The following is a 14824-nucleotide window of genomic DNA, read 5'->3' as shown; positions in this document are numbered from 1 at the left end:
CGTGATTCCGCTGTCGTTCGCACAACGCCGCATGTGGCTGACGCACCAGATCGAGGGAGGGGCGGAGACCTACAACATCTCCCCGGCGTTCCGGCTGACCGGGCCGCTCGACCGGGACGCCCTCGCGGCGGCCATCCGTGACGTGGTCGGCCGCCACGAGACCCTGCGCACCACGTACGTGACCGACGAGGACGACGAGCCGCACCAGAGGATCCTGGCGGTCGCGGACGCGCCGGTGCCGCTGCCGGTGGCCGACGTGACCTCCGGGGAACTGCCCGGCGCGATCGACGAGGTCATCGCCCACCGCTTCGACCTGGCCGCCGAGATCCCCTTCCGGGCGCACCTCTTCCGCTGCGCGCCCGAGGAGCACGTCCTGGTGCTGGTCATCCATCACATCGCCTCCGACGGGGTCTCGGGAGGGCCGCTGGCGCGGGACCTCACCGCCGCCTACACCGCCCGGCGCGAGGGCCGGGCGCCGCAGTGGACGCCACTGCCCGTGCAGTACAAGGACTACGCGCTGTGGCAGCGCGAACTGCTCGGCGACGTGAACGACCCGGGCAGTCTGGCCGCCGCGCAGATCGACTACTGGCGCGCGGAGCTGGCCGGCGTACCCCAGCCCCTGAACCTCCCCCTGGACCGGCCCCGGCCCGCCGAGCGCAGCTCCCAGGGCGAGGCCGTCGACGTCGTGGTGGAGCCCGCGGTGGCGGCCGGCCTGCAGAAGCTGGCCGACGAGCGCGGCATGACCATGGCGATGGTGCTGCAGGCCGCGGTGGGAGTGCTGCTCGGCAGACTCGGCGGCGGGGACGACGTCACGATCGGCGGCCCGATCGCCGGGCGGACCGACGAGGCGCTGGCCGATCTCGTCGGATTCTTCGTCAACACCCAGGTCCTGCGCGTGGACCTCTCCGGCGATCCCACCTTCGCCGATCTCCTCGCGCAGGTCCGGGACAAGGCGCTGACCGCCTACGAGCACCAGGACGTGCCGTTCGAGACCCTGGTCGAGCAGCTCAACCCCGAACGCTCGCTGGCCTACCAGCCGCTGTTCCAGGTGATGTTCGCCTGGCAGAACTTCGCCCGGCAGGACTTCGAACTGCCCGGACTCAAGGTCGAGTTCGAGCAGTACCTCACCCAGACGGCCCTGTCCGACCTGTTCTTCAGCATCGCGATGGACGAGACGGGCGCCCTGCGGGGCGACCTGCAGTACGCCACCCAGCTGTTCGACCGGGACACGGCCGAAGCCGTCGTCGCCCGGCTCGTCCGCGTGCTGGAACAGGTGGCCGCCGACCCGCTCCTGCCGGTGAGTGCGGTGGAGGTGCTGTCGGCTCGGGAGCGGGAGTGGTTGGTGCGGGGGGTGAACGACACGGCGGTCCCCGTGGAGCCGGGGACGCTGCCGGGCGCGTTCGAGGCGCAGGTGGCGCGTGATCCGGATCGGGTGGCGGTGATCGCGGAGGGGGAGTCGCTGACCTACGGGGAGTTCAACCGGCGGGCGAACCGGTTGGCGCACTGGCTGGTGGAGCGGGGTGCGGGGCCGGAGCGGCTGGTGGCGGTGCGGGTGCCGCGGTCGGTGGATCTGCTGGTGGCGGTGTACGCGGTGGTGAAGGCGGGGGCGGCGTACGTGCCGTTGGACGTCGATCTGCCGGAGGACCGGGTGCGGCATGTGCTGGACGGTGCGCGGCCGTTGCTGGTGCTGGAGGGGGAGCTGCCGGACGTGTCGGGGTATCCCGAGGGGAATCCGGTGCGGGGGCTGCTGCCGGATCACGCGGCGTATGTGATCTACACGTCGGGTTCGACCGGTGGTCCCAAGGGGGTGCCGGTGGCGCATCGGTCGATCATGAACCGGATCCGGTGGGGCCTGGACCACTTCGACGTCGGCGTCGAGGACCGCATGATGGTCAGCACCTCCGCCTCCTTCGACGCCTCGGTGCCCGAGATGTTCGCCAACCTGCAGATGGGCGCCTGTGTCGTCGTGGCACGCGCCGACGGGCACCGCGACCCCGCCTATCTGGCCGAGCTGATCCAGCGCGAGCGGGTGACCGGGGCGTTCTTCGTGCCGTCCCTGCTGGCCGCCTTCGTCGCCGAACCGCTGGCCAAGCAGTGCACAAGCCTGCGCTGGATCGAGGTCGCCGCCGAGGCGTTCCCGGCCGCCCTCGCCAACCGCTTCACCGAACTGCTGCCGGGCTGCTCCGCCAACAACCTCTACGGACCCACCGAGGCGACCGTCGAGGTCACCGGATGGCAGCACGTCCCCGGCTCCGACCGGGTGCCGATCGGCGCCCCGATCTGGAACACCCAGGTCTACGTCCTCGACGCCGCGCTCCGCCCCGTCCCGCCCGGCGTCGCCGGCGAGCTGTACCTCGCCGGGGTGTGCCTGGCCCGCGGTTACCTCGGGCAGACCCCGCTCACCTCGGAACGGTTCGTGGCCTGCCCGTACGGAGCCCCCGGCACCCGCATGTACCGCACCGGGGACCTGGTGCGGTGGACCAAGGACGGCCAGGTCGACTACATCGGCCGCACCGACTCCCAGGTCAAGGTCCGCGGCTTCCGCATCGAACTGGGCGAGATCGAGCACGTGCTGACCGGGCACCCCGCGGTGGCCCAGGCGGCGGTCGTCGTGCGCGACGACCAGAAGGGCGAACAGCGCCTGGTCGCCTACGTGGCACCCGACCCGGACGCCGCGGTGGCCGATGCCGACGCCCAGGTGGACGAGTGGCGCCAGGTCTACGACGAGAGCTACGCCGACTCCGCCGAACAGGCCTGGGGCGAGGACTTCCAGGGCTGGAAGTCGGTGTACGACGGCGAGCCGATCCCCGTGGAGCAGATGCGCGAGTGGCGTGACGCGGCGGTGGCACAGGTGCTGCGCTTCGCCCCGCGCCGGGTGCTGGAGGTCGGTGTCGGCTCCGGCCTGCTCCTGGCCGGGATCGTCGGCGAGGTCGAGGAGTACTGGGGCACCGACATCTCGGCCACGGTCGTGGACCGGCTCCGGGCACAGACCGGGCAGGCCGGCCACGCGGACCGGGTCCGGCTGGCCGCGCAACCCGCCCACGACGTCTCGGGGCTGCCCCGCGAGGCCTTCGACACCATCGTCGTCAACTCGGTGGTGCAGTACTTCCCGAGCGCCGCCTACCTGGACCTCGTGCTGGGCGAGTTGATGGACCTCCTCGCTCCGGGTGGCCGGCTGATCGTCGGTGACGTCCGCAACGCCGCCACGCTGCGGCTGCTGACGACCGCGGAGAAGCGGGCCGCGCAGCCGCACGCCTCGCACGAGGAGATACGGGCGCTCGTCGAGCAGGCGCTGCTCGCCGAGCGGGAGCTGGTGGTGGCCCCGGAGTGGTTCACCGAATGGGCCGCGGACCGCGCCGCCGGCGTCGACATCCGGCTCAAGGAGGGGCACGCCCACAACGAGCTGACCCGGCACCGCTACGAGGTCGTCCTGCACAAGCGGCCGGCCGCCGTCCTCGACCTGGCCGAGGTGCCCGCCCTGGCGTGGGGCCGCGACGTGACCGACCCGGCGCAGCTGGCCGGCCGGACGGGCGACGGCCCGGTCCGGGTGACCGGGATACCCAACGCGCGGCTGGTCGAGGAGGCCGCCGCCGCGTCCGCCTCCGGCGTCATGGCCTCCCACGCCCCACAGGGCGCGGCGGTGGATCCGCAGGAGATCGCCGACGGTGCCCGCCGGCAGGGCGGGGAGGCCGTCCTCACCTGGTCCGCCGAGGCCGCCCACTGCTTCGACGCGGTACTGCTGCCCGAGCCGAAGGCCGTCGGCGGAGGATTCGTCCCCGGCCCCGCCACCGGGCGGATGCGGATCAACGCCCCCGCCCTGGCCAAGTCGATCGGCCCCCTCCTGGCCGAACTGCCCGAGTACCTGCGCGAACGCCTGCCCGACTACATGGTCCCGGCCACCGTGGTGCCGCTCGCGGAGATCCCGCTGAATCCGGCCGGCAAGCTCGACCGGCGCGCGCTGCCCGCGGACCACACCACCACCGTGAGCAGCGGCGAGCCGCGCAACTCCCACGAGGAGAAGCTGTGCGCCCTGTTCGGCGAGCTGCTGGGTCTGGAAAGGGTGGGGATCGACGACGACTTCTTCGTGCTCGGCGGGCACTCGCTGCTGGCCACCCGGCTCAGCGCCCGCATCCGCAAGCAGTTCGGCCTCGACGTGCCGCTGCGGACGATCATCCAGTACCCGACCGTCGCCGAGCTGGCGGCGCTGGTGCTCATCGGCGGCATCCCCGACGACCACAACGGTTCCTTCGAGGTCGTGCTGCCGCTCAACAGGGACCCCGGCACGGGCAAGCCGCCGGTGTGGTTCCTGCACGGCGGAGGCGGACTCGGCTGGGCGTACTTCACCTTCGTCCCCTACGTCCAGGACCGCCCGGCCTACGCCCTGCAGTCCCGCGGCTCCAACGGCACCGACCCGCTGGCCGGTTCGGTCCAGGAGATGGTCGACGACTACCTCGCCGAGATCCTCCGCATCCAGCCGGAAGGCCCCTTCCACCTCGTCGGCTGGTCCTACGGCGGCCCGATCGCGCACGCCCTCGCGGTGGAACTGGACCGGCTCGGGCACCGGGTCGACCTCGTCGCCGTACTGGACGCCCAGCCCGCGACCACCCATCCGGAGAGCGGGTTCAAGCAGGTCTCCGGCAGGACGCCGGACCTGTACCGGGCGGACGTCGAGGAGGTCTTCGGCCAGTTCATGAACACCCGCAGCATGGACAGCTTCCTGGACACCATGTCGAAGGTGGGCGCCAACAACCTCAACAAGATGGGCGACTTCGAATCACCGGTCTACCGCGGTGACCTGCTGTACTTCAACGCCAGGCTCGACAAGACCGAGGAGGTCTCCTCCTGGGGGCCCGACTGGCGGCCGCACGTCCTCGGCTCCATCGAGGAGCACGCGGTGGACGCCACGCACCACGACCTGCACATGCCCAGGCCGGCGGGCCAGATCATGAGCGTCATCGCCGAGCGGCTGGCGCGGTGACCGGCACCGCGGGGCCCGGACGGGAGCGGGACCGGCCCGTGCTGGTGTGCGCGCCGTTCGCCGGAGCGGGGCCGTCGTTCTTCCACCCGTGGCGGGCGCTGTCCGCCGGCCGGTGGCGCGTGGTCCCGGTCGAACTGCCCGGCCGCGAACGGCTGATCCTGCACACGCCGTACCGCAACGTCGTGGAGGCGGCCCGCAACGCGGTCGACGACGTCGTCGCCGAGGCCGGGGAGGGCGCGCGGATCTCACTGTTCGGGCACAGCCTGGGCGCGGTGCTCGCCTACGAGCTGACGCATCTGCTGACCGCGCGCGGCGTCGCCGTCGAACGGCTCGTCGTGAGCGGCTCGCCGGGTCCGTGGACGCAGCGGGCCAGACGCGCGACCGGCCTGCCCGACGAGGAGTTCCTCGCCCGGGTCGAGGAGTTCGCCGGCTTCCGGCACGAGGCCCTGGACCATCCGGAGATGCGGGAGCTGATCCTGCCCGTGCTCCAGGCCGACTGCGAGATGCACGAGAACTACGTGCCGAGCACCGACGAACCGGTCACGGTGCCGATCTGCTCCCTCCGGGGCGCCCGCGACGGTCTGGTCGGCGCGGACCAGGCACACGAGTGGCGGAAGGCGACCACCGGCGCCTTCAGCTACGCGGAGTTCCCCGGCGACCACATGTACCTGGTGGACCACGGCCGCGAGGTACTGGACCTGATCGGGAGCGAGTCCGCCCCAGCCTGCCCACCGTTCGACAAGGATGCCGAGGAGAGCGCCACATGGACGAGCCCATCGTCAGCCTGACCGACCCCGAGTTCGTGGAGGACCCGGTCTGCGCCTACGCGCGCCTGCGGGAGCGGTCCCCGCTCGTCCGCGTCGGCTTCCCCGGCGGGCCGCGCGTGTGGCTGATCACGCGCAACGAGGACATCAAGACGGCGCTGAGCGACCCGCGGCTCGTCGTGGACCACACCAACGTTCCGGGCCACCGCGGACCCAGCCTGGTGGACCAGATGGTCGCGTCCCTCGACCTGCCGGACGAGTTCCGGGACTACGTCGCGGCCAACATGATGCTCAAGGACGGCCGGGACCACGCGCGCCAGCGCCGCCTCGTCACCCCGGCGTTCACCGTCCGGCGCATCAAGGAGCTGCGCCCGCGCATCGAGGAGATCTCCGCCCGCCTCCTGGACGACCTGGCCCGCGAGGGGAGCGGTGACCTCATCGAGGACTACTCCTCCCCCTTGACCGGGACCGTCATCTGCGAACTCATCGGCATCGACGAGGCCGACCAGCCCCAGGTGCGCACGTGGATGAACGACTACGCCGACGCCGACGCCGACCTCGCCGGGAGCGCCCAGGGCATGGTCGACTACGTGCGCAAGCTCATCGTGCGCCGCAGGGCGGAACCCGCGGACGACATGATCTCCACTCTGGTGCAGACGAGCGACGAGGACGGCGACCGGCTCAGCGAGGCCGAGATCATCTCGATGGTGCTCCTCGTGGTGAACAACGGGCACCACTCCACGTCCCACTTCATCCCCAACGCGGTCCTCGCGCTCCTCGACAACCCCGACCAGCTGGCCCTGCTGAGGGCCAGGCCACAGGCGCTGCCACACGCCGTCCACGAGCTGATGCGGGTGGCGAACCCCGTCCCGGCCGCCGGCCCCCGCTACGCCACGGAGGACTTGGAGTTCGCCGGGACGCCGATCCGCCGGGGTGACGCCCTCATCGGCTCCCTGGTCTCCGCCAATCACGACCCGGACGTCTTCCCCGAGCCCGGGCGGTGCGACGTGGAGCGCGTCCTGCCGCGCGGACGGAGCCACCTGGCCTTCGGCGCGGGCCCGCACTACTGCACCGGCGCGGCCCTGGCCAACCTGGAGGGCGAGATAGCCATCGACCACCTGATGCTCCGGCGCGACACGCTGGAGGTCACCGTGGACCGCGCCGACCTGACCTACACCGAGGCCACCCCCGGCGGCGCGCGGCTGCTCGACGCGCTTCCGGTGCGGCTGTGAGCGGCTGACCGGCCCCCTGCGCGCCAGGGCCCCCGGACGCGGCGGCGTCCGGGGGCCCGGTTCACGGGCGGCGGCGCGTCAGCGCCCCCGCCGGTCCTTCACGAGGTCGCCCAGCCGGTCCACGCCCAGGCCGATCTCCTTCGGGGTGAGCACGCTGAAGGAGAGCCGGGCCTGGTGGAATCCCGAGGTGCCGGCGTAGAAGTGGTGCATGGGCGTCCACAGCACGCCGAACTTGGAGGCCGAGTACTCGAGCATCTCCTCGTCCGCCACGAACGGCAGGGTGACGACGACGAACATCCCGCCCTGCGGCGCGTTCCACGAGACGTCCCGCGGCCGTCCCGGCACCGGCGGGAAGACCGACGCGAGCCGGTCGAGCACGGTGGCCAGGTTCCGCCGGTAGACGCCGGCCTCCCGGGCGGTGGCGCGCTTGAGGCTGAACCCGTTCTCGATCAGGTATCCGCCGATCACCGCCTGGGCGACGGTCGAGGTGTTCAGCGTCACCATGCTCTTCAACTTGGCGAGGTGGTCGGCGAGGAGCACCGGGCCGGCGGCGCGGTCCCCCGCCGAGGAGACGGGCTGGTCCGCGATGATGTAACCCACCCGGGCACCGGCGAAGGCGGACTTGGCGAAGGACCCGAGGTGGATCACCTGGCGGTGCTCGTCCAGGGACTTGAGCATGGGCCGCCGCGAACCGCCGGCCGAGAAGAAGGAGTAGGGATTGTCCTCCAGCACGAGGATCTTCTCCCGCCGCGCCAGCGCCAGCAGGGCGACCCGGTCCGCCGTCGACATGCTCGCGCCACTCGGATTGGCGAAGTCCGGGACGACGTAACAGGCGCGCGGACGCAGCCCCTCGCGCCGCGCCGCGGCTATCTGCCGTTCCAGGTCGTCCAGGTCGATGCCGCCCGTGCCCTCCCGGACGGGACGCAGGGGTGCGCCGGCCACGCGGGCCGCGCCGATGAACCCCACGTAGTTGGGCTCCGCCGCCAGGATGACGTCGCGGCCGTCCCGGACCAGGGCGCGCAGCAGGATCACCATCGCCTCCTGGCAGCCGGTGGTCACCACGATGCTCTCCGGGTCCACGGTCAGCCCCTCGTCGACCTCCAGTTGACGGGCTATCAGTTCGTGGATGAAGCCTTTGGTCCGGCCGTACTGGAAGAAGGTGCGCCGCACCTGCTCGGCGGGGAGGCCGACCTCGTCCTCCAAGTGGCGCCGGAAGGTCGTGAGATGACGGGACAGGTCCTCGACGTCGTAGAAACCCTCGAACGGGCGGCCGGCGGAGAAGGAGACGGCGCTCGGGTAGCGTCCGGCGAGCTCGTTGAGCAGGGTCATGGAGGTCAGCGCGGGGTCGTCCACCGACTCGTGCAGGTCCGTGATGCTCAGGAACGCGGGCGCCGGGTGTACGGCCATAGTCACGCCATCCTCATCCGTTGGACACGTTGGACACGTTGCACACGTTGGACACATCGGGCACGTCGCGTGGGGCCGGAGCCGTGGGGGCGCCCTGGACAGGAGGGGGCAGCCGCGCTCGGCCGGGTTCCGCACCGGGGAGACGGGCGCCGCCGCGACGCCTGTGCCCGCAGGGGCACGGCACGCGGTGCCTCGTCGGGCCCTCATATTAGACGCGTGACCTGACGCACCGCAGTGCTTCGCGGCGCATGCCGGGACGGGGGAGGAATTCCGCGGGATTCCGCGGGATTCCGCGGTGCGCGCCGATCCGCCACGGCACGGGTGGGCGCGCTTGTGCCTGTCCCGTCAGCGGGACACACCGGGAAGCGACAAGGCCCGCCCTCCCTTCCCGGTGCTCGCCGGAGCCCCGGGGACGGCGCGGGGAACATTGACACCCTTCCGCGCGGCGGACAGAGTGTTGAACCGCCGGGGAACCGGCGAAAAGGCGCGGGGGAGTTCCGCTGCGACCGGCCGGCGACAACCGGCCGAAGGACCGCCGGCGGACCCGAATTCCGTTCCCGCACGCCGTGAACGCCACCCGTGAACCGCGTCCGCCGGTACGAGACCACATCGCCGGGCGGTCGCCTCCCGTCGACCACGCCCGAGCTGCCGGCGACACCGCGCCGGCACCCCGGCCCTCCACTTTTCCACGTCCGGAGCCGTAATCCGCCGAAGCCCGTGAAGCGGGAATCCGCGACGGTTCCGCGAACGTGTCCCGCAAGTCGGCATCACCTCACAACCCGAAAAGGAAGTGACGCATGAACACACTGGGAGAGGGCGTTCTGGAGAAGGCCGCGGCGGAATACGCCGAACAGGGCTTCTCCATCATCCGCGGCGTCGTGCCGCGGGATCTGCTGGACGAGGTGCGTGCCCACGTCGACTGGCTCACCGGCAAGTACCCGGATCTGCGTCCCGAGCACCTGCACCACCCGTTGATCCGCAATGACGCCTTCTGGGCCCGGCTGGTCTCCGACTCCCGCCTGGTGGACATCGCGGAGTTCTTCCTCGGGCCCGATCTCGCGTGCTTCACCGCCCACTACATCTGCAAGCCCCCGTACGACGGGCAGCCCGTGCTGTGGCACCAGGACGGCGCGTACTGGACGCTGAGCCCGATGGAGGCGCTGACGGTGTGGCTGGCCGTCGACGAGAGCACCACCGAGAACGGCTGCCTGCGGATGATCCCCGGGAGCCACGAACTGCCGCTGCACAAGCCGCGGGTGCGCACCGACCAGCCCAACATGCTCTTCTCCAGCTCCGACGAGACGCTGGTGCAGGAGTGGGTGGACAAGCGCGGTGTCGTGGACATCGAGCTCCAGCCGGGTGACGTGTCGATCCACCACCCCCACCTGCTGCACTACTCGGAGGCGAACACCTCCGCCAAGCGGCGCTGCGGTCTGGACATCGGTTACATCTCGACGGCCACGCGGATCCACAGCGAGGGCGTCTACCTCGACCCGCTGCTCGTGCGCGGGACCGACGCCGCCGGCCGCAACCAGTACCGCCCCTTCCCGGTCTACCAGGAGGGCGAGACGATCCCCTTCGCCGGCCGTGAGGAGTGGAACGAGCAGGTGGCCGTGCGCAACGAGGCGCTGCCGTCGAACTCCTGGGACCTGGCGCAGGAGAGCCCGATCGAGACGACCCGGCACATGATCGACCGGCTGCGCGAAGGCACCGTCAAGAGCTGACCACACGCACCGGCCGATGGCCCGCCGCTCGTCCGCGGTGGGCCATCGGCCGGTCGGCTGCGGCGCCGCCGCGTCGTTCACCAGTCGAACGTCTCCCCGTCGCCCCGCTTCTCGACACAGTACGTGCGAAAGGCCCGGGCCTTGGCCACCATGTCGTCGTCGCCGGTCAGGCGCGCGGCCTCCACGTACCAGTCGAAGGCCGCCGTGGCGTGCGCGTGCCGCTCGAAGTGCAGCTCGGCGAACCGGCGGAAGGCCGGCCGCATCGTCTCCGGGGTGAACTCCCGCCCCGACTCGATGAGATCGCCGAGCTCGGCGTCGGTCGGCTCGGGCCGCTCGACGATGCGGACCGGCTCGGTCGCGGGTACCTCGTTGCGGATCTCGATCGGCTCCTCGGAGTCCGCGAAATCCAGGCACAGGGACAGCCGCGCGGTCCCGGAGGTGCTGCGTGCGGAGTGCGGGTCGGTCGAGTGGATCTTCCAGACCTCACCGCGGCGGATGTGGTACACGGACTCGTTCTCGGAGTGCAGGGACTCCTCGCTGGTGCGCAGCGGAACCTGGAGCCGGGTGCCCGGCTCGGAGAACTCGAGGAAGTCCACGTGCGGCGAGATCAGCCCGTCCCGGAGGCTGAAGACACGCACCCACTGCAACCGGTCCAGGGGGAAGTTGTCGGTCACCAGCGCCATGATGTTCGGCAGCCGCTTGCCCAGATCCGTCAGGGTCAGCCGGCCGTCGTGCGGACGGAACGCGGTGTCGGAGTCGGCGCCCGTTCCGTTCGCCAGCACATGCGACGACCATGAGCCGAACGTGAAGGCGTCATAGTCTCCCCCGTAGTCGTGGTGGTCCACGACCGACAACTCGGATTCCAGGTCGTACGCGTCGATGGGCAACACCGCAAGCCGTTGCGACTTGAGCAAGGAAATCCCCTCCGGCAGATGGTTGTTTCAGACGAACTTCGACGAGCGCGGAGGTTCGTGGGCGCCCTCCGGGGCGTCACAGTAATTCTTCGAAAATGCGATGGCAATGACGTGGCCGCCAGGGCTGCGACTAGCGCCCGAAGCCGGTCCGGAACGTCGATCCGCTCGCCCGGAAGCACCAGGGATGGCACGATGGGCAGCCTGAACTTCCCCTGGTGGACGCCGTCCACGGGGCTCGTCGCCGCCTTGTCCCGGCGCGCCCACGGTGTCCCGTCGGCGGGACAACCGGTCGCCGCCGAAGGTTAGCGGCGCCCGGTCCATGCCTATCGAAATTCAATTCCGGGCTTTAATCTCGTCCGGTGACCGAGATTCAGTGAACTTCCCGCACGGCATGTGAATGCCCCCCGAAACGGGCCTTTGTGTCCCTCGGAGAAAGGAAAAGGTGGCGATGGAATCGCGACCGCGGGCTCACCGGCAAGGTGGACACCACGAGGCGACCGAGGCGCACGCAGCAGCCGATGGCGCGCCCGAGGCGCTCGTGCAGGAGGTCTGCGCGCTGTGGGCGGAGCACCTCGCAGGCAGCGAGGTCGGGGCGGACGACGACTTCTTCGCACTCGGCGGCAACTCCCTGACCGGGATCGCGATCATCGACCGGGTCAAGCGCGACCACGGTGTCGAGCTGTCGGTGCGCGACTTCTACCTGGCCCAGACCCCCGCCCGGGTCGCCGCGCTCATCGCGCGGGGAAAGGCGCTGACATGAGGCTGACGCCCGGCGCCGCACGCGACATCGACCTCGACCGCGTCGACCTGTTCGACCTCGACCTCTACACCCACGGCGACCCCCATCCCGTCTGGGACGCCATGCGCGCCGAGGCCCCGCTGCACCACCAGGTCCTGGCCGACGGGCGGGAGTTCTGGTCCGTGACGCGCTACGAGGACGTCTGCCGGGTGCTCGGCTCCCATCAGGAGTTCACCTCCGAACGCGGCACCGTCGTCACCCACCTCGGCGTCGACGACGTCGCGGCGGGCAAGCTGATGACCTCCACCGACCCGCCCCGGCACACCCAGGTCCGCAGGGCGATCGGCTCCCGGCTCACGGCGCGCGCCGTGGCCCCCTGGGAGGACCGGATCCGGCAGGCGATCGTGAAGTTCCTCGAACCGGCGCTGGACGGCTCGGTCTTCGACCTGGCCGAGCGGGCACTGCTCCTGCCGGCGATCGTCACCGGGCCGCTGCTCGGCATCCCGGAGCGCGACTGGGACGAACTCGTGCAGCTGACCGCGATGGTGACGGCCCCCTCGGACCCGCACTTCCGGCAGGGCGGCGAAGCCGCGACGCTCGCCATCTCCCACCACGAACTCGTCGCCTACGTCACCGCGTGGGTCAAGCAGCGCCGCGCGGCCGGGGGCGAGGACTCGAGCCTGCTCGACCACCTCATGAGCGTGCGCGCGGGCGAGGCGCCACTGACCGACGAGGAGATCGCCCTCAACGGCTACAGCATCCTCCTCGGCGCCAACGTGACGACCCCGCACACCGTCTCGGGCACGGTGCTCGCCCTCGTCGAACGGCCCGAGCAGTTCGAGAAGGCCCAGGCCGACCCGTCACTCGTGCCGAACCTGGTGGAGGAGGGGCTGCGCTGGACCTCGGCCGCCTGCAACTTCATGCGGTACGCCGTCGGCGACACCCGGATCGGCGGCGGCACCGTCCCGGCCGGCGGAGCGGTCGTCGCGTGGATCGGGTCGGCCAACCGGGACGCCGCCCAGTTCACCGACCCCCACACCTTCGACATCACCCGGACCGGCGCCAAGCGCCAGGTCGCGTTCGGGTTCGGCTCGCACTTCTGCATCGGCGCGCCGCTGGCCCGGATGACCCTGCGCGTCTTCTTCGAAGAGCTCCTCCAGCGCTGCGGATCGATCGAGGTCGCCGGCGAACCCGAGCACCTGCGGTCGTACTTCATCGCCGGCATGACCCACCTCCCCGTCGTCGTCCAGGAACGCAGGACGCCATGACATCCGGATCCGCCACCGTCACCTCACCCTGGTTCGTCCGGCCGCCGTCCGGCACCCGCCACCCCGCAAGGATCTTCTGCTTCCCCTTCTCCGGAGCCGGCGCCTCGGCGTTCAGCGCCTGGCCGGCCGCGATCGACGGGGCCGAGGTCTGTCCGGTGCAGTTCCCCGGCCGGGAGAGCCGGATGGCCGAGCCGCACTACGGCACCTACGAGGAACTCGCCGACGCGCTCGCCGAGGCGCTGGTGCCGCTGCTCGACCGGCCGTTCGCGTTCTTCGGGCACTGCGCGGGGGCACTGCCCGCCTTCGAGACCGTGCTCCGCCTCGCCGACCGGGGCCTGCCCCTGCCGGAGTGCCTGTTCGTGTCGGGCCAGCCCGCGCCGCACCACGCCTCGCGCGACCGCATGCTCGCCATGACCGAGGCCCAACTCCGGGCCGAACTGGAGTCGTTCCTGCGCGACCGGGGGATCGAGCCGCGGCCGGACATGGTGGACATGGGCCTGGCGGTGCTGCTCCGCGACCACGCCGCCGCGGGCGCCTACCGGCGCACGGAGCCGGTGACGCTCCCGTGTCCGGTCGTCGTCCTGCACTGGCGGGACGACCCCGACGTGGACCCGGACGACCTGGAGGCCTGGCGTCCCTACGCGGAGTCGGTCGACGTCCGGGTCGTCGACGGCGGTCACTACGACTTCATGCACGCGCCCGACGCACTGGTGACGTCGCTGGGCTCCTGGCGCTGAACGCGGCTTGACCGCCCGTGCATGGCCACGGGCCCGGAGACCGGAAAGGATTCGTATGAGTGGCCCAGCCACCGGTATCGCCGTCATCGGGATGTCGTGCCGCTTCCCCGGAGTGAGCGGCCCGGGGGAGTTCTGGCGCCTGCTGCTCGACGGCCGGTCGACCGTCGGCACGTTCCCCGAGCAGCGGGCGGCCGGCGCCCCGAGCCCGGCCCATCCCGACACCGGCACCCTGCGGGCGGGTTCGTTCTTCGACGCCATCGACGCGTTCGACGCGGAGTTCTTCGGCCTCGACGCGGCGGAGGCGGCCGCCATGGACCCCGTGCAGCGGCTGGGGCTCGAACTGGCCTGGGAGGCCGTCGAGGACGCCCGGATCCCGGCGGGCGCGCTCGCGGGCCGCGAGATCGACGTGGTGGTCGGCAGTGCGCCCTCCGGATACGAGGCGCTGCGCAGATCGTCCGGCAGCGACCGGGACGACCACCACGCCGCGCTCGGCTCCGCCGGTGCGCTGATCGCCAACCGGATCTCCAGCCTGTTCGACGTCCGCGGCATGAGCTATTGCGCGGACTCCGGCCAGTCCTCCTCCCTGGTGGCGCTGGCGCTGAGCTGCGACCGGATCCACAGCGGCGCGGTCGACGCGGCGCTGGCCGGCGGCGTCGAGCTGATCGCCGATCCGGAGTCGGGACTGGGCCTGGCGAACATGGGCGCCTTGTCGCCCGACGGCCGCTGCTTCGCCTTCGACGCCCGCGCCAGCGGCTTCGTCCGGGGCGAGGGCGGAGCGTTCGTGCTGCTCAAGCGGCTCGACCTCGCCATCGCCGACGGTGACCACATCTACGCGGTGGTGCGGGGCTGGAGCGTCGGCAGCGGGGGCGCCACCGCCCGGATGCCGGATCCCAGCCCCGGCGCCCAGGCGGCGACCGTGCTGTCCGCCCTGACCCGCGCGGACGTCCCCTTCGACAGCGTCGACTACGTGGAGGCCCACGGCACGGGCACACGCCTGGGCGACCCGGCCGAGGCGTCCGGCCTGCGCGAGGTGTTCCGGGCGACCGGCCGCGGCCGGCCCC

10 protein-coding genes are annotated in these 14824 nt (G+C 71.6%); 8 read left to right on the top strand and 2 right to left on the bottom strand.

The genetic code is table 11. The features are described 5' to 3' along the window. Position 1: 1 nt before the first annotated feature. From RIN80_RS11290 to RIN80_RS11280, 3 genes are read left to right on the top strand one after another with little or no spacing between them, the layout of a single operon-like run. Positions 2-4978, top strand: coding sequence for a non-ribosomal peptide synthetase (locus tag RIN80_RS11290; protein WP_309095410.1), 4977 nt, complete (start codon positions 2-4; stop codon positions 4976-4978). Next, positions 4975-5766 carry an alpha/beta fold hydrolase gene (locus tag RIN80_RS11285; RefSeq protein WP_309095409.1) on the top strand — a complete coding sequence of 264 codons (792 nt, stop codon included), beginning with the start codon at positions 4975-4977 and terminating at the stop codon, positions 5764-5766. Before RIN80_RS11290 ends, RIN80_RS11285 begins: the two co-directional genes overlap by 4 nt. After that, on the top strand, positions 5742-6974 hold the full coding sequence (locus tag RIN80_RS11280; RefSeq protein WP_309095408.1) for a cytochrome P450: 1233 nt from the start codon (positions 5742-5744) through the stop codon (positions 6972-6974). Before RIN80_RS11285 ends, RIN80_RS11280 begins: the two co-directional genes overlap by 25 nt. 78 nt (positions 6975-7052) lie before the next feature. Here the strand turns inward: RIN80_RS11280 and RIN80_RS11275 are convergent, their stop codons facing one another. Further along, positions 7053-8381: a PLP-dependent aminotransferase family protein gene (locus RIN80_RS11275; RefSeq protein WP_309095407.1), complete on the bottom strand. Its 1329-nt coding sequence runs from the start codon at positions 8379-8381 to the stop codon at positions 7053-7055. Positions 8382-9178: 797 nt separating this feature from the next. Between RIN80_RS11275 and RIN80_RS11270 the strand changes: the two genes are divergently transcribed. Then, positions 9179-10105 (top strand): phytanoyl-CoA dioxygenase family protein, encoded by a 927-nt coding sequence (locus RIN80_RS11270; RefSeq protein WP_309095406.1) that lies wholly within the window; start codon positions 9179-9181, stop codon positions 10103-10105. A 77-nt stretch (positions 10106-10182) separates the two neighbouring features. On the opposite strand, the gene RIN80_RS11265 is transcribed toward RIN80_RS11270, so the two are convergent. After that, entirely contained in the window at positions 10183-11019 is an 837-nt protein-coding gene (locus RIN80_RS11265; protein WP_309095405.1) for a putative nonproteinogenic amino acid hydroxylase, read from the bottom strand. A gap of 448 nt (positions 11020-11467) precedes the next feature. Between RIN80_RS11265 and RIN80_RS11260 the strand changes: the two genes are divergently transcribed. The 4 genes from RIN80_RS11260 to RIN80_RS11245 form a co-directional block, all read left to right on the top strand. Then, the gene (locus RIN80_RS11260) at positions 11468-11779 is read left to right on the top strand and encodes an acyl carrier protein (RefSeq protein ID WP_309095404.1); all 312 of its coding nucleotides are present in this window, start codon (positions 11468-11470) and stop codon (positions 11777-11779) included. Next, positions 11776-13026 (top strand): cytochrome P450, encoded by a 1251-nt coding sequence (locus RIN80_RS11255; protein WP_309095403.1) that lies wholly within the window; start codon positions 11776-11778, stop codon positions 13024-13026. Before RIN80_RS11260 ends, RIN80_RS11255 begins: the two co-directional genes overlap by 4 nt. Continuing rightward, on the top strand, positions 13023-13763 hold the full coding sequence (locus tag RIN80_RS11250; protein WP_309095402.1) for an alpha/beta fold hydrolase: 741 nt from the start codon (positions 13023-13025) through the stop codon (positions 13761-13763). The genes RIN80_RS11255 and RIN80_RS11250 overlap by 4 nt, the downstream gene beginning before the upstream one ends. A 55-nt stretch (positions 13764-13818) precedes the next feature. After that, positions 13819-14824, top strand: a 1006-nt coding sequence (locus RIN80_RS11245) for a polyketide synthase (RefSeq protein ID WP_309095401.1), incomplete at its 3' end; no start/stop codon positions are given.

It is taken from the genome of Streptomyces sp. (assembly GCF_031181705.1).
Classification (GTDB): domain Bacteria; phylum Actinomycetota; class Actinomycetes; order Streptomycetales; family Streptomycetaceae; genus Streptomyces.
The sequence above is the reverse complement of the archived record's forward strand: the minus strand, read 5'-3'. Positions and strand labels throughout refer to the sequence as shown.

Excerpts from the sequence above, each read along its gene's own strand:
- RIN80_RS11275 (WP_309095407.1), bottom strand. The coding sequence starts at position 8,381 with ATGGCCGTACACCCGGCGCCCGCGTTCCTGAGCATCACGGACCTGCAC.
- RIN80_RS11250 (WP_309095402.1), top strand. The coding sequence starts at position 13,023 with ATGACATCCGGATCCGCCACCGTCACCTCACCCTGGTTCGTCCGGCCG.
- RIN80_RS11280 (WP_309095408.1), top strand. The coding sequence starts at position 5,742 with ATGGACGAGCCCATCGTCAGCCTGACCGACCCCGAGTTCGTGGAGGAC.
- RIN80_RS11255 (WP_309095403.1), top strand. The coding sequence starts at position 11,776 with ATGAGGCTGACGCCCGGCGCCGCACGCGACATCGACCTCGACCGCGTC.
- RIN80_RS11270 (WP_309095406.1), top strand. The coding sequence starts at position 9,179 with ATGAACACACTGGGAGAGGGCGTTCTGGAGAAGGCCGCGGCGGAATAC.
- RIN80_RS11260 (WP_309095404.1), top strand. The coding sequence starts at position 11,468 with ATGGAATCGCGACCGCGGGCTCACCGGCAAGGTGGACACCACGAGGCG.